We start from the raw sequence: 19,846 nt of genomic DNA, 5'->3' as shown, positions 1-19,846 counted from the left end.
AACTTAAAAGTTCGTTAGGAATATTGTATGTTTTCAAAATAATATAAACAATATATAATTTGGATATAAATCATCTAATATCGAGATAGATAGGGGAATTTGATGGAACTACGCCAATTGAGGTACTTTATAGAAGTTGCAGAAAGAGAGCATATTTCGGAGGCTGCGGTCCATTTACATGTTGCTCAATCGGCAGTGAGTAGACAAATAGCAAATTTAGAGGATGAACTTGGGGTTCAATTATTCGAACGAGTAGGTAGGAACGTAAAGCTAACACCAATTGGCAAGATTTTTTTGGAGCATAGCGTCTCTGCCATCCAAGCCATTGATTTTGCTAAGGATCAAATTGATGAATATTTGAACCCCGAAAAAGGAACGATTAAAATTGGCTTCCCTACTAGTTTAGCAGGTCACTTATTACCAACTGTTATTTCTGCATTTAAAAAGGAGCATCCAAATGTTGCTTTTCATTTACGTCAAGGATCATACAATTATTTAATAGAAGCTGTTAAACAACGAGAGCTTAATTTGGCTTTTTTAGGTCCTCTACCTCCTAAGGAGAGTAGTTTAAATAACACGATTCTTTTTACAGAAAATTTTTCTATTCTAGTGAATGCCAACCATCCTTTTGCTAAAAGAGAAAAGATACCTCTCATTGATCTTCGAAAAGAGGATTTTGTACTTTTTCCTGAAGGCTACATCATGCAAAAGTTAGTAATCGAAGCATGTAATTCTGTCGGCTTCAAACCTAAAGTTTCTTCTGAGGGTGAAGATATGGATGCGATCAAAGGGTTAGTTGCCGCAGGGATTGGATTAACGCTCTTACCGGAAAGTACTTTTTATGATTCTACCCCAAGATTCACGAAGAAAATCCCAATTGATTTACCTAATATACGAAGAACGGTTGGAATTATAAGCCCAGCAACACGGAATCTATCCCCTTCAGAAAAGGTTTTTCAAGATTTTGTCATTCATTTTTTCTCATTACTTGGACAGTATCAATAAAATATTATTGAATGGAAGTATGTACAAAACCCCTTCTAAGATAGCTGTTGGAAGACAGTGGATATATTATCGAATTAATAAGAACCAGGCAAAAAAACGCCCATTACTTTTAATTCAAAACATGTATCTTTCGTTTTCGAAGGGCTTTGGACAGACTTATTGCTTTAGTATTACCGAATGTTTTTTTAGAGCAGCTGGTCGTGACTAACGTCACGACCAGCTGCTCTTTTTTCGGTAATCTTATGGCAGTTGTCTGTCCGTCGCCCTTCTACAACTTTTATAAACAGGTTAATGCACCTTGGGATAACTAAAGAAAAGCTACTACCTATTCCTAGAGTAAGCTCTCGAAGATGCAAATTCGTTCGCTATTTCGCTTCTTTATTTAGTGAACTCTAATTTCACTATATTTCCACTAGTTTAAAAGAAAATCTACTTTCTTCATCTTCAGCCATCATTACAGAATAGTATTAATTCAACATACGATTTTATCACTATATTAACATTGATCACTATTATCATCTTAGCGATAGGCTATGCAATATCTTATAGTGGAGCACTACACATTATATTGATTGTAGTGGAAGGTGACACTCTTAGCCTTCGTTCAATTGTAAACAACTCTTTAAGGTCTCAACTTTCTTACTTTTTAGGTGATAGCTCATCGCTCACCCCGCGGAAAGCGTCCACCTGAAACGGAATTCAGTGGTATTATTCCTTCTTTTAAGTCCACGAACCAAGTGTACACGCTACATTTTTATATACTTTCTTTTAAAAATCGCACAAAAAAACATGGATATCGAAAATTTCGATTTCCATGTTTTTTGTACAGAATCCACTTTTTATAAAACGCTTAGCTTTTCGTCCTTGAGATCACTAATGAACATACATCCTGGTGCGTGCGTAATCATAATGGAAGGTTTACTTTGCATTGCCACAGCTTGAGGAGTTACACCACAAGCCCAGAACACTGGTATTTCCCCGTCTTTTATCGTAACCGAATCCCCAAAATCTGGTTTTGTTAAGTCACTAATTCCAATCTGACTTGGATCTCCAATATGGATAGGCGTGCCATGTACTTCAGGAAATCGAGATGTAATTTGTACCGCTCTAATTGCATCTGCTGAGGACATAGGTCTCATACTAACTACAGTCGGTCCTTCAAAAATGCCTGCTTTTACACATGGAATATTCGTCTTATACATAGGCACATTACAATTCTCTTCGATATGTCTAATTGGAATACCCGCTTCTAGTAATGGCGTTTCAAAAGTAAAGCTACAACCTATAAGAAAAGCTACCATATCATCTTCCCAGTAATCAGTTATATCTGCTACTTCCTCTGAATATTCGCCGTCCTTATAAATTCGATACTTAGGGATATCTGTACGTATATCTGCGTCTTTAGCTATCGAATTTGGAGTAAACGACCCAATATCTGTCACATCAATCAAAGGACAAGATTTTGGATTTCGCTGACAGAACAGCAAGAAATCATAGGCATATTCTTTCTTTAATATTGCTAAATTTGCTTGTGTATATCCTTTTGACATTCCAGCTGTAGGGCCAGTTATTTTTCCAGTCCGAATCAACTCACGTATATTACTAGGTGACATAGAATTATAATTGTTCATTTAATCACACTCCTAACTATTTGAAAAGCAATGGAATTTGTTCAATAAGTGTCATGATACCTAAAACACCCATAATTATGGTTACTAATCCCCCACCAATCGTCATCCAAAGAGGGTGTTTATACGCTCCAACAATTTCTTTTTTATAAGCACCAATTAACAGAGTCCCTAGTGCCAGAGGTAATATTAATGCATTAAGTGCACCAACAAGTATAAGTACGTTAACAGGTCTTCCTATAAAAGCAAATGTAACTGTGGATACAATAATAAATAATATGATTACCCAATTATGATACTTTTCAATCTTCGGGTGGAATGAACGAATAAATGAAACTGAAGTATAAGCTGCCCCTACTACTGAAGTAATGGCTGCAGCCCACATGATTACACCAAACATACGATATCCAATCTCACCTGCCGCAAGTTTAAATACAGATGCTGGTGGATTCTCTGGATCTATTGCCAACCCTTGCGATACTACTCCTAAAACAGCAAGGAATAAAGCGACACGCATAATACCCGTTACTGCAATTCCCGTTACAGAGCTTTTTGTAACATCTGGTATCGACTCTATTCCACTTACTCCTGCATCAAGTAGTCTATGTCCTCCGGCAAAAGTAATATATCCGCCTACCGTACCACCAACTAATGTAACGATCGCAAATATACTAATCTCAGTTGGTGCAAATGTTCTAACAATCGCTTCTCCTACTGGAGGGGATGTTATAAAAGCTACATAAAGCATAAGTAATATCATGACAAAACCGGCTACTTGAGCAACTTTGTCCATTGCTTTACCTGCTTCTTTCACTACAAAGATAAATATAGCAAATACTGCACTTATTACTGCACCAGTAATCGGATCGACTCCTAGCATAGCGTTCAATCCTAGACCAGCACCCGCAACGTTTCCTATATTAAATGCCAATCCACCCATCACAATGAGAATTGCTAAAAACACACCTAGTCCAGGTAATACCTTATTTGCAATCTCCTGTCCACGTAAACCTGATACTGTAATGATTCTCCATATATTTAATTGCGCAAATACGTCTAATATCAATGAAATTAAAATAACAAATCCAAAACTAGCTGCCAATTGTTGCGTGAATACAGTTGTTTGTGTTAAAAACCCTGGTCCAATTGAGGAAGTTGCCATTAAAAAAGCGGCTCCAAGTAATACGCTATTTGTAACTTTCTTGTTATTATTCACTGGCATAATATTCTTTTTTGACATATTTCACTCCCCCTAATCCACTAATGAAGAAACAGCAATATTGTTACCCTCTAATGTTTCTTTAATCTGTTGTGCAAATGTAACAGCATGTTCACCATCCCCATGAATACAAACGGTATCAGCTTTTATCAATACCTCCGTATTTTGTTGAGATATTACTTTACCTTCCTTAATCATTTTGACAACTTGTTCAACAGATTTATGTGTATCAGTTATCAAAGCATCCACGTGTTGACGAGCAGTCAAAGTTCCATCTGCTTGGTATGTACGGTCTGCAAAAACTTCATGGGCTGTCTGTAACCCAATTCTTTCTCCCGCTGCTGTCAATTCACTATTCGCTAGTCCAAAGAGAATTAATGAAGAATCCACATCATAAACTGCTTTTGCTATAGCCTCTGCTAGCTCTTTACTTTTCGCTGCCATATTAAATAGTGCTCCATGTGGTTTTACATGCTGCATCTTTTCACCAAATGTAGTTAAAAACGCTTGTAAAGCTCCTATCTGATAAACAACCATGTCATACCCTTCTTGCGCAGAGATATTCATTTCTCTTCTGCCAAATCCGTTTAAATCCGGCAAGCCTGGGTGTGCACCAATTTTTACTCCGTAGTCTATAGCTAGCTTTACTGTTTCTCGCATAACTCTAGGATCTCCTGCGTGAAAACCACATGCTATATTTGCAGATGTTACATATTTCAATATCTCTTTTTGTTCACCTAATTGATAACGCCCAAAACTTTCCCCTAAATCACAATTTAAATCTACTCGAAACATTTTCCAACCCCTCCTAAGATTAAATATAAACTTCAAATATAAATTGTTCCAAAATGTGGAACTTAAGTTTTGAAATATAAAAAAAGTTTAACACAGTTTGATTTTTCTGAATAGACATTATTTTAATAATCAGTATTTCTAACGGTAAAGAAAACAGAACTTGTAATTTTATTTTAGACAATTATAATTATTTATATAATTCATTTTTAAGAACCTAAGTACCGTAATACGAAACTAAAGGAGTTGTTTACATGCTATGATGTCTCCACAATTAGAAGTCAACATAAAACCCTTAGGTGATTCAGCATTGATTGTTCAACTTGGAGAAGGAATAAATCCTACACTACATAAACAAGTCAAAAGTCTCTCTGAGAAAATATCGAGTATATCCTTTAAAGGAATAATTGAATTCGTACCTGCTTATAACAATATAACTGTTTACTATAATTCATTTGTAGTGCATAATTCACAGCCCGGTTCGACTAGTGCCTATCATAAAGTTGCTAGTCATATAAAGAAACTAGCGCAACAGATAACATTGGATAAAAACACCGATTCTAGAATTATGACGATTCCAGTTTGCTACGGAGGTGAATTAGGTCCTGATTTAGAAAATGTAGCGACATTCCATAACCTATCAAAAGAAGAGGTTATGGAAATTCATACAAGCAGTGAATGTTTGGTTTATATGCTTGGATTTGCACCAGGGTTCCCTTTTATGGGTGGTATGGATGAACGAATAGCAACTCCTAGAAGAGAAACTCCAAGATTGTCAATACCACGAGGTTCAGTAGGTATAGCTGGTAAACAAACAGGAATTTATTCGTTAGAAACACCCGGAGGATGGCAAATCATTGGTAGGACACCACTTGATTTGTTCCTACCAAAAGAGTCTCCTCCCACACTGTTACAGGCAGGTGATCAAATTCGATTTGTATCCATTACAATTGAGGAATACTTAGCATACGAGGTGTTGAATAAATGAGTATAAAAGTACTTCACCATGGATTAATGACTACTATTCAGGATTTGGGTAGATATGGCTCACAAAAGTTTGGTGTAATTGTAGGCGGTGCAATGGATTCCTATTCATTGAGGCTAGGCAATCTATTAGTTGGTAATATCGAAAATGAGGCAGCTCTTGAAATAACACTTTATGGAACGACACTTCAATTTGAGGAAGAAACGCTGATCGCTATTACTGGTGGTGATTTCTTACCAACTATTAATGGTATTCCAGCACCATTATGGACCCCAATGGTCGTCAAGAAAGACTCTATCTTAAAATTTCATACAGCCATTAATGGAAGTAGAGCATACGTAGCGATTGCTGGGGGAATTGATATTCCTGAGGTGATGGGTAGTAAAAGTACATATCTTCGTGCTAGTATTGGCGGATATAAGGGAAGAGCGTTGCAAAAAGGAGATGTCCTTCCATTAGCGCATTCATATGATTTGGAATACGAGACTTCAGAAACAAATAAGAAAAACAAGATCAGTTGGAGCATAAATTATAATGAGTTGATAAATTTTAGTAAACATCAAGTAATTCGGGTAATTCAAGGAACAGAATTTGATCGTTTTGATAAAGAAAGTCAACATAATCTTTGGACAGAAGTTTTTACTATCTCTGTACAATCTGATCGAATGGGTTATCGATTAGAGGGAATATCTCTTTCGCTTTCGAAAAACTTTGAACTGCTTTCGGAAGGAGTTACATTTGGCACTATTCAAATACCTCCTAATGGACAGCCGATCATTCTTATGGCTGATAGACAAACAACAGGTGGATACCCTAAGATTGGTCAAGTTATTTCTGCGGACTTGCCTACACTTGCACAACTGCAACCCACAGCTACTATCCAATTTAAAGAGGTTACATTAGAAGAAGCTGAACATGTTTTTATTCAAAATGAACAAAAGATAAACCTTATTAAAAAAGCCATAAATTATAAGATAAACCATTAAATTGAAAAACCTCCTCAAATTGTATTATTGAGGAGGTTTTATATATCCTAGCTTACGAGAAATTTCATCAGCAGCATTCATTACTTTGTTGGCATAAAATGCAATGTTATCATTTTGATAATTTGCTTCGATACCTGCAATACTTAGTCCCCCAATTACTTCTCCTTTAAAATCGAAAATTGGAGCTGCAATTGCAGACGTATAATCCTCTAACTCTGAATGGCTAATTGTATACCCATTCACCCTTGCATCTCTTATAGTCTTTATTATTCTTTCTTTAGTGGTAATTGTCCCAGTTGCAATTTTTTCTAACTCAACCTGATTTAGATAAGTCTCTATTTCTTGATCAGGTAAAAAAGATAGAATAACCCTAGCACATGCGCCTGCATAAAGCGGACTTTTTCTACCGATTGCAGTATATAAACGAACTTTTTGATAGACATCCACTTTTTCAATATAAATTGTTTCATCACCTTGACGAATTATTAAATTTATAGCTTCTTTAAGTTCTTTATGTAATTCCTGCATGATATTATAAGCAATTTGTCTTAGATTTAATCGGGAGGCTACAAGGTTTCCATACGTTAGAAACAATAAACCTAAACGATATTTTGAATCACTCCCTTTTTCTACGAAACCCATTTCTTCTAATGTTAGTAGCATTCTGTAGACAGAGGTTTTCGGTATCATGGAGAGTTCAATTATCTCCTGAAAAGTCAGTTCTTGGTTTTCAAGAAACAAGTTTAAGACATCCATTGAACGGACTACTGTCTTATTTTTCATATACTCACCTTCAGTTTAAATTATTTGCTAATATTACTATAATCTATAAGTTTCTTCTTACTTTCATAATTTACAATAAATATGCTAAGTCCTACCATAACTAAGCCGATTATGAGCAAATAAGTAATTGGTTCATCTAGGAATACTGCTCCTAAAATGACAGCAGTAATTGGCACCATAAAAGTGGAAGATCCCACCTTACTTGCTTCCCCTTCCTTAATAAGTTTGTAATAAACTATTTGTGCTAGAGGAATCCCTAAAATTGAACCATAAATTAATGCACCAATATATTTACTGTTCCAAACAATATCGGAAAAGTCTTCGAAAAAACCACCAAATACTATTAAAACGAAGCCACCTATAATACATTGCATGGAAACCATCCAGAATGCATTAACCATATGGCTCACTTTCTTGACGTATATAACGCCTAAAGCCCAGAAAAATGCAGTCAGTAATCCTAGAATTACACCAATAACTGAGACATGAAAAGTCAACCCATCTATGCTTACAATGACAATTCCGATAAACCCAATTAACAATCCAATAATCTTAGCAGGAGTCATAAATTCACCTAACCATATCCAGGCAAAGAGGCCTAGCAACACTGGTTGAAAGTAAACAAGGATGGAAAATAATCCGCCAGGTAAATAATTTAATCCAACTGTTTGAACTCCAAAAAATAAAGTTGTATTTAATAAGGCGGAAATACAATAAAATCGCCAATTTTCACGCCATTTTATTTTATCTCTCTTATTATATAAAATAATTGCTAACAAAAGCCCACCAATTGTTGCTCTCATTCCAGCAAATAATATAGGTGGTGTAAATGGTAATGCCAGTTTATAAATTGGCCAACTTGCTCCCCAAACAAAAATTAAAAACAAGAGAAGCATTGTTGACTTTTTAATAACGTTATTCAAACCTATTACTTCCTTTCAGAAAACACTTCAAGTCTATAAATCACTCTAATCACTATACTCCTTTTCAAGTAAACCATCTATTAAAATATTCTGCTTTATTAAATTATTATTAAGTGATAATTTCTCAAAATAAAAAACACGAAAATCTTTTCATTGATTTTCATGTTTTTTTTAATACCCAAATACTTGAAGACTTTATTTAATTTTGTTGTAGAATTCCACAAAGTTATTAACGACCTGATCTAAGAAATCACTTGTAGCTTGGTCTGTGATTTCATTTTGTTCATTTATTTTTGTATGAATGGCTCCGATATAGACTTCATTGCCTGGAAGTAGTTTTGTTTGAAGAGTAGGGTTGGAGATAATTTCTCTTAAATGCAATTGTGCACGAACACTACCTAGAACACCCATTGAAGATCCTACGATAAATGTTGGTTTGTCTTTTAGGTCATGTCCACTGCGTGACATCCAGTCAATTGCATTTTTTAATGCACCTGAAATAGAGAAGTTATATTCTGGAACTGCAAAAAGAACTGCTTCTGCATTTCGCACTTTGATTTTAAAATCCATTGCTCCTTTAGGAGGATTCTCTTCTATATCTGCACTGAACATTTCTACATCGTTAATGGATACGATTTGTATATCTAGTTGCTCCGAATAGCGTTTTTTCATATATTCTACTAGTTTTAAGTTGTATGATTCTTTTCTATTACTTCCTATAATTGCTGCTACTTTAATAGCCATATTTAAATCTCCTCTTTCATTATCGTTTAATGAATCGATACGTTTACTCACGATAGTTAGTATGTCACCATAGTTCAAAAATATGCTGCGAGTTTGATAATTCTTATGATCACACTAATTATAGATCGTAAAATAAAACTAATAAAAAGACGCTCTCAATAAACGTCCTCAAAGGAATGCTTAAACAAAAATATCGATAATTAGTATAGCTATTAGAGAAGCACCCAAGCTAAAGTAGTTGAACAGGCCACCCCATAATTTGTTCTTTTGTATTAGTTATACCACTCGATGGTTTAACAACCCAAACAATAATTGCTGCAGTAATTATTGTTTAATTTTACTATTTTATTGTTAAAATTTATTGTAATCAAGTTATTAAAAAATTTGGAATTATCTATATAAAACCTAGCGTTTTAACGATGTAGTGTGTTAAACTATAGTAATCTTTTTAAATAGAAAAATGGAGGTACCGTCCCTATTATGCAATTAACAGATACGAAATCTATTCAAGTTGAAAATGTCCTTATTGCACATCAGTTTTTAAAAGATGTCGTGACCCATACTCCCTTACAAAAAAATGAATATTTGTCTGAAAAATATGGCGCAGCTATTTATTTCAAACGAGAGGATTTACAACATGTCCGCTCGTTTAAATTACGCGGTGCATATTATAAGATTAAAACAATTGAGGAAGTGGCAAAGGAAAAAGGGGTTGTCTGTGCTAGCGCAGGTAACCACGCACAAGGAGTGGCATACGCATGTGCACAACTAGGAATCATAGCGAAAATTTTTATGCCATTAACGACTCCCTCTCAAAAAATTGATCAAGTGAGAATGTTTGGACGTGAGTTTGTTGAAATCATTCTAGCTGGGGATACTTTTGATGATTCAGCGGAAAGTGCGACAGCTTTTGCAGAGGCGGAGGACAGAATTTTCATTCATCCATTTGATGATCCAGAAATTATTGCGGGTCAAGCTACCGTTGCGGTGGAAATTATGAATGACATCGAAGTGCCTATAGACTATTTGTTCGGTAGCATTGGGGGTGGCGGGTTAATATCTGGACTTTCTACTTATGTAAAGAATGTCTCCCCTTTTACCAAAGTGGTTGGTGTGGAACCTGCTGGAGCAGCTAGTATGAAAGCTGCTTTCAAAAACGATGGGCCAGTTATGCTAGATTCGATCGATAAATTTGTAGATGGTGCAGCAGTAAAATGTGTTGGTAATCTATCCTATGAGCTAAGTAAAAGATACGTGGATGATATTGTCCTTGTACCTGAAGGAAAAGTTTGCACGACGATTTTAGATTTATACAACAAGCATGCGATTATTGCAGAACCGGCTGGAGCCCTATCTGTTGCGGCATTGGACTTTTACAGCGAAGAGATCAAGGGAAAATCTGTTGTTTGCGTTATTAGCGGAGGGAATAATGATATTGGTCGTATGCAAGAGATCAAAGAAAAGTCTTTAATCTATGAAGGATTACTATATTATTTCATCGTAAAATTTCCTCAAAGAGCAGGCGCATTACGACAATTTCTTGATAAAGTTCTTGGACCAGATGATGATATTACCACTTTTGAATATACAAAGAAAAACAATAAAGAAAGTGGTCCGGCGCTTGTGGGCATTGAATTGAAAAACAGAAATGACTATTCCGGCATACTTTCTCGTATGAATGAGAATGGGTTTTCCTTTAAAGAAGTAAATAAAGATAGTACATTATTCGAATTACTAATTTAGCGAAAACCTTTGTAACATCAACGTTTATATTGATTGATGTTACATTTTTTATTGTATTAATCTAAAGTTTGTTAAATCTTCACACCTCAATTCTAGCAATATATTAATCCGTTTGATATAATGATTCTTGTATTATAAATATTCTAATCTAGGGGGAAATTGAATGTCAGAAAATCAAAACAACAACAAATTGACAACTGCAGCGGGCGCGCCAGTAGTAGATAATCAAAACTCGCAATCAGCAGGACCACGAGGACCACTATTATTACAAGATGTATGGTTATTAGAAAAACTAGCACATTTTGATAGAGAAGTTATTCCTGAGCGTCGTATGCATGCAAAAGGATCAGGTGCTTATGGTAAATTTACTGTAACTCATGATATTACACAATATACTTCAGCAGCTCTTTTCTCTGAAATTGGTAAAGAAACAGAAATGTTCGTTCGTTTCTCAACAGTAGCTGGGGAACGTGGAGCAGCAGATGCAGAACGTGATATCCGTGGTTTCTCAATGCGTTTCTACACAGAGCAAGGTAACTGGGATTTAGTTGGTAACAACACTCCAGTATTCTTCTTCCGTGATCCACTTAACTTCCCAGATTTAAACCATGCTATTAAACGTGATCCACGTACTGGTATGCGTAGCGCTAACAGCAACTGGGATTTCTGGACATCATTACCGGAAGCACTTCACCAAGTGACAATCGTAATGAGTGATCGCGGTTTACCAAGCTCATATCGTAAAATGCACGGTTTCGGTAGTCATACATTCAGTATGATCAATGCAAATAACGAACGTGTGTGGGTAAAATTCCATATGCGCTCACAACAAGGGATTGAAAACTTAACTGATCAAGAAGCAGTTGAAGTAGTTGGTGTGGACCGTGAAAGTTCACAACGTGACCTTTACGATAATATCGAAGAAGGTAACTTCCCTAAATGGAAAATGTATATCCAAGTAATGACAGAAGAGCAAGCTAACAATATGCCTTATAATCCATTTGATTTAACAAAAGTTTGGTATAAAAAAGACTTCCCTCTAATTGAAGTTGGAGAATGGGAACTAAACCGTAACCCTGAAAACTATTTTGCAGAAGTAGAGCAAGCAGCTTTCACACCAGCTAACGTTGTACCTGGTATAAGCTTCTCTCCAGACAGAATGTTACAAGGACGTTTGTTCTCTTATGGAGATGCGCAACGTTACCGTTTAGGTGTCAACCATCACCAAATTCCTGTCAACACACCAAAATGCCCTGTACGCTCTTTCCATAGAGACGGAGCTATGCGTGTTGACGGTAACTTAGGAGGATCATTACCTTATGAGCCAAATAGTTATGGTAAATGGAAAACACAACCTGAATACAAAGAGCCTCACTTAGCACTTCATGGAGATGCTGGAATTTGGGATTTCCGCGAAGATGATGATAACTATTATGAGCAACCTGGTAAACTATTCAGATTGATGAGCTCAGAACAACAAGAGGTTCTTATTGATAACACAGCACGTAACATGTATGGCGTGGAAGAATTTATTAAAATTCGTCACATCATTCACTGCTACAAAGCTGACCCTGCATACGGACAAGGTCTTGCGGAAGCAATGGAAATTCCATGGGGCAATATCGAAGCAGCAATGGCTTAATAAATAAACTTAGAGTGGCGGTCGTAACTATGTTACGACTAGCCACTTTTTTGCTTACTATAACTGATAAGGATTACTAATCAAAATCTATAAATCGTTTACTTGCTCTCACTTGTCAATTACTCGCGCACATAATGATTTTACTTGCCCTACAAATATGTAACTTGCTCTCCCTCCCCTTTTACTTAAGCTACATGGAGATGTACTTGTGAAACAGAAAATTTATCCATTTTTTCCAACATAAACAAACTAGCAAAAAAGAAAAGAGCAGCAGTTTCAATACTCTTTTCTTTTTGCTAGTTTATGACGATAATAGTGTTCGATCACTAGTAAACTTTTCGCCTCTTATTCGTTGGAATTCTTCCATTAGCTTTTCAATTGTTAGGGACTGCTTCTCCTCTTCCCCAACTTCCAAAATTATTTGACCTTTATCCATCATGATCAAACGATTACCTAGATCTAATGCTTGCTGCATATTATGAGTTACCATTAGAGTGGTAAGATTATCTTTTTTAACAAGCTGATCAGTCAAATTTGTTATTAATTCGGCCCGGGACGGATCGAGTGCAGCAGTATGCTCATCTAGTAATAAAATGGAAGGCTGTGTGAAAGTAGCCATTAGCAAGGATAATGCCTGTCTCTCTCCACCAGAAAGTAAACCGACTTTAGCGTTTAAGCGATTTTCCAAATTAAGATGCAGTCTTTCTAAAGAATGAAGGAAAAATTCTTTTCTTTGTTTATCTACACCAATTTTTAGGCTTCTTTTTTTATTTCTAGAATAAGCAATTGCCAAGTTTTCTTCGATTGTCATCGTAGGCGCAGTGCCTGACATTGGATCTTGAAACACTCTACCGATAAATTGCGAACGTTTAAATTCAGGAAGTTTTGTTACATCATTACCATCAATTATAATTTGACCAAAATCCGGTGATAATGCTCCGGATACCATATTTAACATAGTAGATTTACCAGCACCATTACTACCGATAACCGTAACAAAGTCTCCGATTTTTAAATTTAAATTAATACGATCTAATGCAATTTTCTCATCTGCAGTACTTTCATTGAAAATCTTGTTGATATTATTTAACTTAAGCAAGGTTTTCACTCTCCTTACTTTTTAGCATAGTTTGAGACTCACGCAGCTCATGTCGTTTAGTTTTTCTACTTTTTTCACGACGTTTTTCAAAATATTGAGGTAAAACTAACGCTACAATTACAATGATTGCAGTAATTAGCTTCATATCTCCTGGATCCAAAAACTCCACGCGAAGTGCTAACGCTAGAACAATACGATAAATAATAGCACCTATAATTACAGCAAGTGTCGTTCTAACAATTGTTTTCGTGCCGAAAATCGCTTCTCCAATAATAACAGATGCAAGTCCGATTACAATCATTCCTATACCCATTCCAATATCGGAAAACTTAGCGTATTGGGCTATCAATGCACCTGAAAAAGCTACTAAAGCATTAGAAAGACCAAGCCCTAATATGATAAGTGTATCTGTATTTACAGAAAAACTTCGAATCATTTTTTTGTTATCGCCAGTAGCACGAATTGCTAAACCTACTTCCGTTTTTAAAAACCAATCAAAAATAAATTTAATAATAACGATTAAAATAGCAACAATTACTACTGTTCCCCAAGTCTTCGGAAGATGTTGAATTCCCATGGAAGTTAATAACCCATTTATCGTTTCATCTATACCTAGACCTCCCCACCAGCCGAAGAATTGGCTAAATAAGGTGTCTTCATTCATCAAAGGAATATTGGGTCTTCCTACCGAGTTCTCAACGGTAAAGCCCATTATCCGTAGATTAATCGAATACAAAGCGATCATCATTAATATTCCAGAAAGTAACGGATTAATCTTTCCTTTTGTGTGTAACAGACCCGTCATACAACCTGCAAGAAATCCTGCCAGTATAGCAACGACAGTCGCAATAGCAGGGTGATAGCCCAACACAATCATCATAGCTGCAGTACCAGCTCCAGTCACAAAGCTTCCATCTACCGTTAAATCTGGAAAATCTAACACTCGGAATGTTAAATACACGCCAAGTGCCATAATTGCATATATAAATCCTTGTTCAACTGAGCCAAAAATCGCTGTAAACATAAAACATCAAACTCCTATCTATTCCACAAATTCCGATTCCCATTCATCTTTTACTTCAATTCCTAGGGCATCAACAGTATTTTTGTTCAAAACAAATTTTAAGTTTTGTGGATATTGAACTGGTAATTCTGCAGGTGTGCTTTCACCTTTTAAGATTTTAACTGCCATTTCACCTGCTTCATAGCCGATATCATAAAATTCAAAGCCATAAGCACCTAAGCCACCACGTTTTACTGAATCAAACTCTGCTACCATCATTGGAAGCTTAATTTCGTTCGCAACATCTACCACAGATTCTAGTGCTGAAACGACCGTGTTATCGGTTATAATATACAACGAATCTACTTTTCCTATTAAAGATTCAGTTGCTTGCTTAACTTCAGCAGATGTAGAGACAGAAGCTTCTACAACATTTAGTCCAACTTCAGCCATTTGTTCTTTCACGGCGTCTACTTGTGAACGTGAGTTTTGCTCCCCTGCATTAAATACAATGCCAACGTTTTTTGCATCTAACTCATTTTTCAAAAATGCAAGGGTACTCGGAATAGCATCAGGATGTGTGTCAACTGTCCCAGTTACATTTCCACCTGGGCTTTCCATAGAATCTACAATTTCAGCATCAACAGCATTTGTTACAGAAGTAAAAACAATAGGAATATCTTCCGTTAGAGCTGCTACTGCCTGAGCACTAGGAGTCGAATTGGCAAATATTAAATCTACCCCTGAGCTTACTAGATCATTAGCGATGGTAGTATTTTGACTATTATCATTTTGAGCATTCTTAACTTCATATTCGACCTCAAGTCCAGCATCCTCAATCGCTTTTTGGAAACCGTCAAAAGCAGCATTCAATGATGGATGCTCTACAATTTGCGTTACACCTATCTTAAATGTTTTCGTATCCTCTGCCCCTTTAGTATTTGTTGAGGCAGACTCATCTCCCCCACATGCAGCTAATATTAAAATAGCAGCTGATAAAACCATACCAAATTTTTTCTTAGTGCTTTTCATCTTTTATAACCCCCATTTTACATTTCACACATCAGCGATTCAACTCGCTAAAGTATTAAGTTAAAGCAATGTTACACTGAATATGCATAATAGTCAATAACATTATGAATTATTCAATAATTTTGCAGTATTATAAGACCATTACAATTTCTTTACATAGAAATCATATGTAGGAGATAATTCTTCTTTAAACTATAAGTTAGGATATTTTGCTTTATTTTAGGGGGAATATAAGATGGCAATTTTAGAAAATGATTATCATGATCTTTTTAGCTATATTTTAGAAGACAAGGCAATAGAAACAGTATTTCAACCGATTATTTCTTTACAAACTGGGCAAATATACGGTTATGAAGCTTTAACTAGAGGACCTATTAACACGGTGTTACATAATCCAGAGAATTTATTTGATTATGCATTGAAAACAGGGAAACTTTGGGAGCTTGAAAATGTTTGTAGAGCAAATGCATTGAAATGTGCATATGAATTAAAAGCTGAAGGCAAACTTTTCTTAAACGTAAATCCCAATATTATGAATGACCCTAAGTTTAAACAAGGATTTACGAAAGAATTTTTGTCGCTTTTTCAGATGGACTCCGATTCAATAGTATTTGAAATCACGGAACGGGAGGCTATTAATAACTTAAAAGATTTTATAAATACGATTGATCATTATAAAAGACAATATTATCAAATAGCTATTGATGATGTAGGATCTGGATATTCTGGACTAAATATTATTACAGATGTACGTCCACATTTTATAAAATTAGACATGAAACTTACCCGTAACATCAACAAAGATAGAACCAAACAATTACTTGTAAGAAGTTTATGCGAATTCGCCAACTATTCACAAATACATATTATTGCAGAAGGCATAGAAACAATGGAGGAATTACATACACTGATTGATATAGGAGTGCATTTTGGACAAGGATATTATATTCAAAAACCGAATGCTAAGTTATTTCCAGTCCGCAGTGAGTTGATAAGTATTATAAAAAAAGAAAACAATCGAAAAAATAGTATTTTTTCTAACCGTTTAACTGACACTTCTATTGAACATATTGCTACTCCCCTTCATATGATTTCCAGTGATATGCCGATTTCCAAAGTTAGTAAATTAATGGAATCGAATGATTCCCTCCCTGGCTTTAGTATTAAAGAAAACAATAAACTAATTGGAGTAATTACAAGGAATAAGCTGCATTTGAAGTTCAGTGGACCCTATGGCTACAGTTTATATAATAAAAAACCAATTTCGGCAATTATGAGCAGACAATTTATGAAAGTCGATGCTGGAACCCCGATTGATGTCGTTGCTAAAATTGCTATGAAACGGGATCCATTACACTTATATGATTTCATCACTATCACTAAAGAAGAGCATTATTTCGGCATTGTTACAGTAAAGGATTTATTGGAGAAAAGTATGCAGCTTGAAATTGACTATGCAAAGCATTTAAATCCACTTTCAGAATTACCCGGGAATATTATAATTGAACAACAGCTACAAAATTGTATTGAATCGACAAAAGAGCTTATTGTTCTTTATTTAGATATTGATAATTTTAAACCATACAATGATGTATATGGATTTGAAAAGGGAGATAAGGTAATAATGGACCTTGCAAAAATATTAGAGGAAGTATGCCCATCGGAAGGATTCATCGGTCATATTGGCGGAGATGATTTCTTATTAATTACAGATTCAGCTAGAAGTAAGGACATTTGCGAAAAGATTATTGAACAGTTCAACCAAGCTATTGAACATTATTACTATGCATACCATTATATAAAACGATACATTGTCTCAAAAAATAGGCACGGAATTGAAGAACAATTTCCTCTCTTATCAATTTCAATAGCAGGATTAACAAATCGAGACTGTCAAACTATTTATGAACTATCTGAAAATGCAACAAAAGTAAAAAAACAATGTAAACAGCTGTTGGGAAGCAATTATTTAATACAGTATTAGGTACTTATCAAATCAAACAGATATCGATCCTTATACCTAATGGAACCTTTGTTATGTTATGATAGACCTAATGAATTATTATTAGGAGGGATTTTCATGATTCCCGTAATTATCATTGGATTGTTTATATTTCTAATTATTTTAGGTCTCACTATTTTCACTATCAATAAAGGATACGCATTCAAGCACACAATTGACGAAATACCTGTACAAGAAGATAAAAAAAACGCATAGCCACAAGGGCTAATGCGTTTTTTTCGTTCATTCACAATTCTTAATTGGTTACTTTTACTTTATCTTTTTTAATTTGTTTACTTCTCAATTGTCCACATGCAGCATCAATATCAGTACCCTGCTCCATCCGAACACCACAATTGATTCCTTTGTTTTTTAATGTTTGGAAGAAAGCACTAATAGATTTTTCATCGCTTCGTTGATATTGACCATGCTCATCTACTGGATTGTATGGGATTAAGTTCACATACGAAAGATGACGTTTGTTTTCTAGAAGTTTAGCTAATTGTAGCGCTTCTTCTACATGATCATTTACATCTTTGAGAAGAATATATTCGAAAGTAATACGACGATTTTTCTTCTCTAAATAATAATCTACTGCCGCCATGACTTTTTCAATAGGGAATGCCTTATTGATAACCATGATTTTCGAACGGAGTTCATCATTTGGCGCATGTAAGGAAACAGCAAGATTTACTTGGATATCCTCTTCTGCAAAATCCATGATTTTTTTTGCAAGACCACTTGTTGATACTGTAATATGGCGCGCACCAATAGCAAGTCCTTTTTGATCGTTTACAGTACGTAAGAAACTCATCAAATTTTTATAGTTATCGAACGGCTCTCCAATACCCATAACAACAATATGGCTTACACGTTCTTCTTTTTGAATTGCGTCTAAATGGAATTGAACCTGCATGATTTGTTCTACTATTTCTCCAGCGTCAAGGTCACGGCTCTTTTTAAGTAATCCACTTGCACAGAAGCTACATCCGATATTACACCCTACCTGCGTCGTAACACATACAGAAAGACCATACTTGAAGCGCATTAGTACTGTCTCGATTAAATTTCCATCTTGCATTTCAAAAAGGAATTTAATTGTTCCATCGGCGGATTCTTGCTTAACACTTTCCTTTAATGTCTGTATAACAAAGTTTTCTTCTAAAATTTGCAGACAATCTTTGTTTACATTAGTCATTTCCGCAAAGCTTCGTACACGTTTAATGTACAACCAGTCCCAAACCTGTTCAGCACGGAATTTTTTTTGGCCTTGTCCCATCAGCCATTCGATTAATTGATCTCTAGTAAGACCATATATAGATTTTTTCATTATTAGCCCTCATTTCAGCGTATACAATTTGCCTATTATACTATAGTTATTCACCCAAGACAACTAATTATACTGGAAGTAAGGTTAAAAAGAAATGATTATGCCTGTTTTTTATTATTTTTCAACGTCATTTTCTCTAATCCAATCACTATAGCTGCCTACATATAGTTGAACATTTTCATATCCAGCCTCTTTTAAACATCCATACAATGGCGCCGCTGTTACACCGCTGCCGCAATAAGCAATTACTGGTTTGTCAATTGGAGCCAAGTTAGTCAATTTTCCCTTCAACTCTTTCTGCTCTAGAAATTTCCCATCTCTTTTAAGTTGCTCCCAGTCAAAGTTTATGGCAGTTGGAATATGACCAGCAATCGGATCGATTGGTTCACTTTCGCCTTTAAAACGGACATTAGATCTTGCATCTATTAATTGCCCCTCTGTTACTTCAGCAACAACTTGTCTTACTTCATCCATAGTTAGTAATTTACTGCTGTTCCATTGGGGTATAGTTGTTGTGCGTGTAAAGACTGGCTTGATTTTAGAAACTGGCAACTTACTTTTCAACTCTTCAAATCCAGATCGAGATACATATACATTTGTGAAACCTGCCCATTCCAATAAAAAATATGCCCGTAATGCAAAAGGAGCAGCTCCCTGATCGTAAATTACGATTAAGTCATCTAAATTTAACCCTGCATGCTGAACAAGATTTGTCATTTTTTCCTTCGAAATCATCGGGTGGCGTCCATTATTACTGAACATATCAGATAAATCATCCTCTAAATCCCAATAAATCGCACCTTCTACATGTTCCAGATTAAACATATTACGTCCAGCATTGTTATCACTTAAATCAAAGCGAGTATCAATAAAACGGGGTTTTCCCTCTAAAATCTCTAGTAATTCAATAAAAACTTTAGCCATATTACC

General features: G+C 35.4%; 18 protein-coding genes. 7 read left to right on the top strand and 11 right to left on the bottom strand.

Going from position 1 to position 19,846, the window contains the following annotated elements; translation table 11 throughout:
- The first annotated feature begins 102 nt into the window (after positions 1 to 102).
- Positions 103 to 1,005: a LysR family transcriptional regulator gene (locus tag ACN6MX_RS07400; RefSeq protein WP_419961985.1), complete on the top strand. Its 903-nt coding sequence runs from the start codon at positions 103 to 105 to the stop codon at positions 1,003 to 1,005.
- Positions 1,006 to 1,844: 839 nt separating this feature from the next.
- On the opposite strand, the gene ACN6MX_RS07395 is transcribed toward ACN6MX_RS07400, so the two are convergent.
- From ACN6MX_RS07395 to pxpA, 3 genes are read right to left on the bottom strand one after another with little or no spacing between them, the layout of a single operon-like run.
- Positions 1,845 to 2,636: a putative hydro-lyase gene (locus tag ACN6MX_RS07395; RefSeq protein ID WP_419961984.1), complete on the bottom strand. Its 792-nt coding sequence runs from the start codon at positions 2,634 to 2,636 to the stop codon at positions 1,845 to 1,847.
- A 16-nt stretch (positions 2,637 to 2,652) separates the two neighbouring features.
- Positions 2,653 to 3,873 (bottom strand): NRAMP family divalent metal transporter, encoded by a 1,221-nt coding sequence (locus ACN6MX_RS07390; protein ID WP_419961983.1) that lies wholly within the window; start codon positions 3,871 to 3,873, stop codon positions 2,653 to 2,655.
- A 12-nt stretch (positions 3,874 to 3,885) separates the two neighbouring features.
- Positions 3,886 to 4,647 (bottom strand): 5-oxoprolinase subunit PxpA, encoded by a 762-nt coding sequence (gene pxpA, locus ACN6MX_RS07385; RefSeq protein ID WP_419961982.1) that lies wholly within the window; start codon positions 4,645 to 4,647, stop codon positions 3,886 to 3,888.
- A 256-nt stretch (positions 4,648 to 4,903) separates the two neighbouring features.
- Between pxpA and pxpB the strand changes: the two genes are divergently transcribed.
- Positions 4,904 to 5,632, top strand: coding sequence for a 5-oxoprolinase subunit PxpB (gene pxpB, locus ACN6MX_RS07380; RefSeq protein ID WP_419961981.1), 729 nt, complete (start codon positions 4,904 to 4,906; stop codon positions 5,630 to 5,632).
- Entirely contained in the window at positions 5,629 to 6,615 is a 987-nt protein-coding gene (locus tag ACN6MX_RS07375) for a biotin-dependent carboxyltransferase family protein (RefSeq protein ID WP_419961980.1), read from the top strand. The genes pxpB and ACN6MX_RS07375 overlap by 4 nt, the downstream gene beginning before the upstream one ends.
- 24 nt (positions 6,616 to 6,639) lie before the next feature.
- Here ACN6MX_RS07375 and ACN6MX_RS07370 read toward each other — a convergent pair whose 3' ends face one another.
- The 3 genes from ACN6MX_RS07370 to ACN6MX_RS07360 all read right to left on the bottom strand — a co-directional run bounded on the left by ACN6MX_RS07370 (position 6,640) and on the right by ACN6MX_RS07360 (position 9,065).
- Positions 6,640 to 7,398 (bottom strand): IclR family transcriptional regulator, encoded by a 759-nt coding sequence (locus ACN6MX_RS07370; RefSeq protein ID WP_419961979.1) that lies wholly within the window; start codon positions 7,396 to 7,398, stop codon positions 6,640 to 6,642.
- A gap of 20 nt (positions 7,399 to 7,418) precedes the next feature.
- Positions 7,419 to 8,294: a DMT family transporter gene (locus ACN6MX_RS07365; protein WP_419962574.1), complete on the bottom strand. Its 876-nt coding sequence runs from the start codon at positions 8,292 to 8,294 to the stop codon at positions 7,419 to 7,421.
- Positions 8,295 to 8,516: 222 nt separating this feature from the next.
- Positions 8,517 to 9,065 carry an NADPH-dependent FMN reductase gene (locus ACN6MX_RS07360; RefSeq protein ID WP_419961978.1) on the bottom strand — a complete coding sequence of 183 codons (549 nt, stop codon included), beginning with the start codon at positions 9,063 to 9,065 and terminating at the stop codon, positions 8,517 to 8,519.
- A gap of 480 nt (positions 9,066 to 9,545) precedes the next feature.
- Here ACN6MX_RS07360 and ilvA point away from each other — a divergent pair, with 480 nt between their 5' ends.
- Positions 9,546 to 10,808: a threonine ammonia-lyase IlvA gene (gene ilvA / locus ACN6MX_RS07355; RefSeq protein WP_419961977.1), complete on the top strand. Its 1,263-nt coding sequence runs from the start codon at positions 9,546 to 9,548 to the stop codon at positions 10,806 to 10,808.
- Positions 10,809 to 10,971: 163 nt separating this feature from the next.
- A complete protein-coding gene (locus ACN6MX_RS07350; RefSeq protein ID WP_419961976.1) occupies positions 10,972 to 12,450 on the top strand; it encodes a catalase in 1,479 nt (492 codons plus the stop codon).
- Positions 12,451 to 12,751: 301 nt separating this feature from the next.
- Here the strand turns inward: ACN6MX_RS07350 and ACN6MX_RS07345 are convergent, their stop codons facing one another.
- Genes ACN6MX_RS07345 through ACN6MX_RS07335 form a run of 3 tightly spaced genes read right to left on the bottom strand, consistent with a single transcriptional unit; the run spans position 12,752 to position 15,584 of the window.
- Positions 12,752 to 13,549 carry an ABC transporter ATP-binding protein gene (locus ACN6MX_RS07345; RefSeq protein WP_419961975.1) on the bottom strand — a complete coding sequence of 266 codons (798 nt, stop codon included), beginning with the start codon at positions 13,547 to 13,549 and terminating at the stop codon, positions 12,752 to 12,754.
- Positions 13,542 to 14,573, bottom strand: coding sequence for an ABC transporter permease (locus ACN6MX_RS07340; RefSeq protein ID WP_419961974.1), 1,032 nt, complete (start codon positions 14,571 to 14,573; stop codon positions 13,542 to 13,544). The genes ACN6MX_RS07345 and ACN6MX_RS07340 overlap by 8 nt, the downstream gene beginning before the upstream one ends.
- An 18-nt stretch (positions 14,574 to 14,591) precedes the next feature.
- Positions 14,592 to 15,584, bottom strand: a complete 993-nt coding sequence (locus ACN6MX_RS07335) for an ABC transporter substrate binding protein (RefSeq protein WP_419961973.1) — start codon at positions 15,582 to 15,584, stop codon at positions 14,592 to 14,594.
- Between the two features lie 235 nt (positions 15,585 to 15,819).
- On the opposite strand from ACN6MX_RS07335, the gene ACN6MX_RS07330 reads away from it, so the two are divergent.
- Complete coding sequence (locus tag ACN6MX_RS07330; protein WP_419961972.1) at positions 15,820 to 17,568, top strand: GGDEF domain-containing protein; 1,749 nt, start codon at positions 15,820 to 15,822, stop codon at positions 17,566 to 17,568.
- A 96-nt stretch (positions 17,569 to 17,664) separates the two neighbouring features.
- Positions 17,665 to 17,802 carry a YtzI protein gene (ytzI, locus tag ACN6MX_RS07325; protein WP_419961971.1) on the top strand — a complete coding sequence of 46 codons (138 nt, stop codon included), beginning with the start codon at positions 17,665 to 17,667 and terminating at the stop codon, positions 17,800 to 17,802.
- Between the two features lie 40 nt (positions 17,803 to 17,842).
- On the opposite strand, the gene rlmN is transcribed toward ytzI, so the two are convergent.
- Together rlmN and ACN6MX_RS07315 are read right to left on the bottom strand one after the other, a co-directional pair.
- Positions 17,843 to 18,916, bottom strand: a complete 1,074-nt coding sequence (gene rlmN, locus ACN6MX_RS07320; protein WP_419961970.1) for a 23S rRNA (adenine(2503)-C(2))-methyltransferase RlmN — start codon at positions 18,914 to 18,916, stop codon at positions 17,843 to 17,845.
- 114 nt (positions 18,917 to 19,030) lie between these two features.
- Entirely contained in the window at positions 19,031 to 19,840 is an 810-nt protein-coding gene (locus ACN6MX_RS07315) for a sulfurtransferase (protein WP_419961969.1), read from the bottom strand.
- Positions 19,841 to 19,846: the final 6 nt, after the last annotated feature.

Origin of the sequence: Psychrobacillus sp. BM2 (genome assembly GCF_048572895.1) — a bacterium.
Lineage (GTDB): Bacteria > Bacillota > Bacilli > Bacillales_A > Planococcaceae > Psychrobacillus.
Note: the sequence above shows the minus strand (reverse complement) of the source record. Positions and strands in the feature narration are given on the sequence as shown.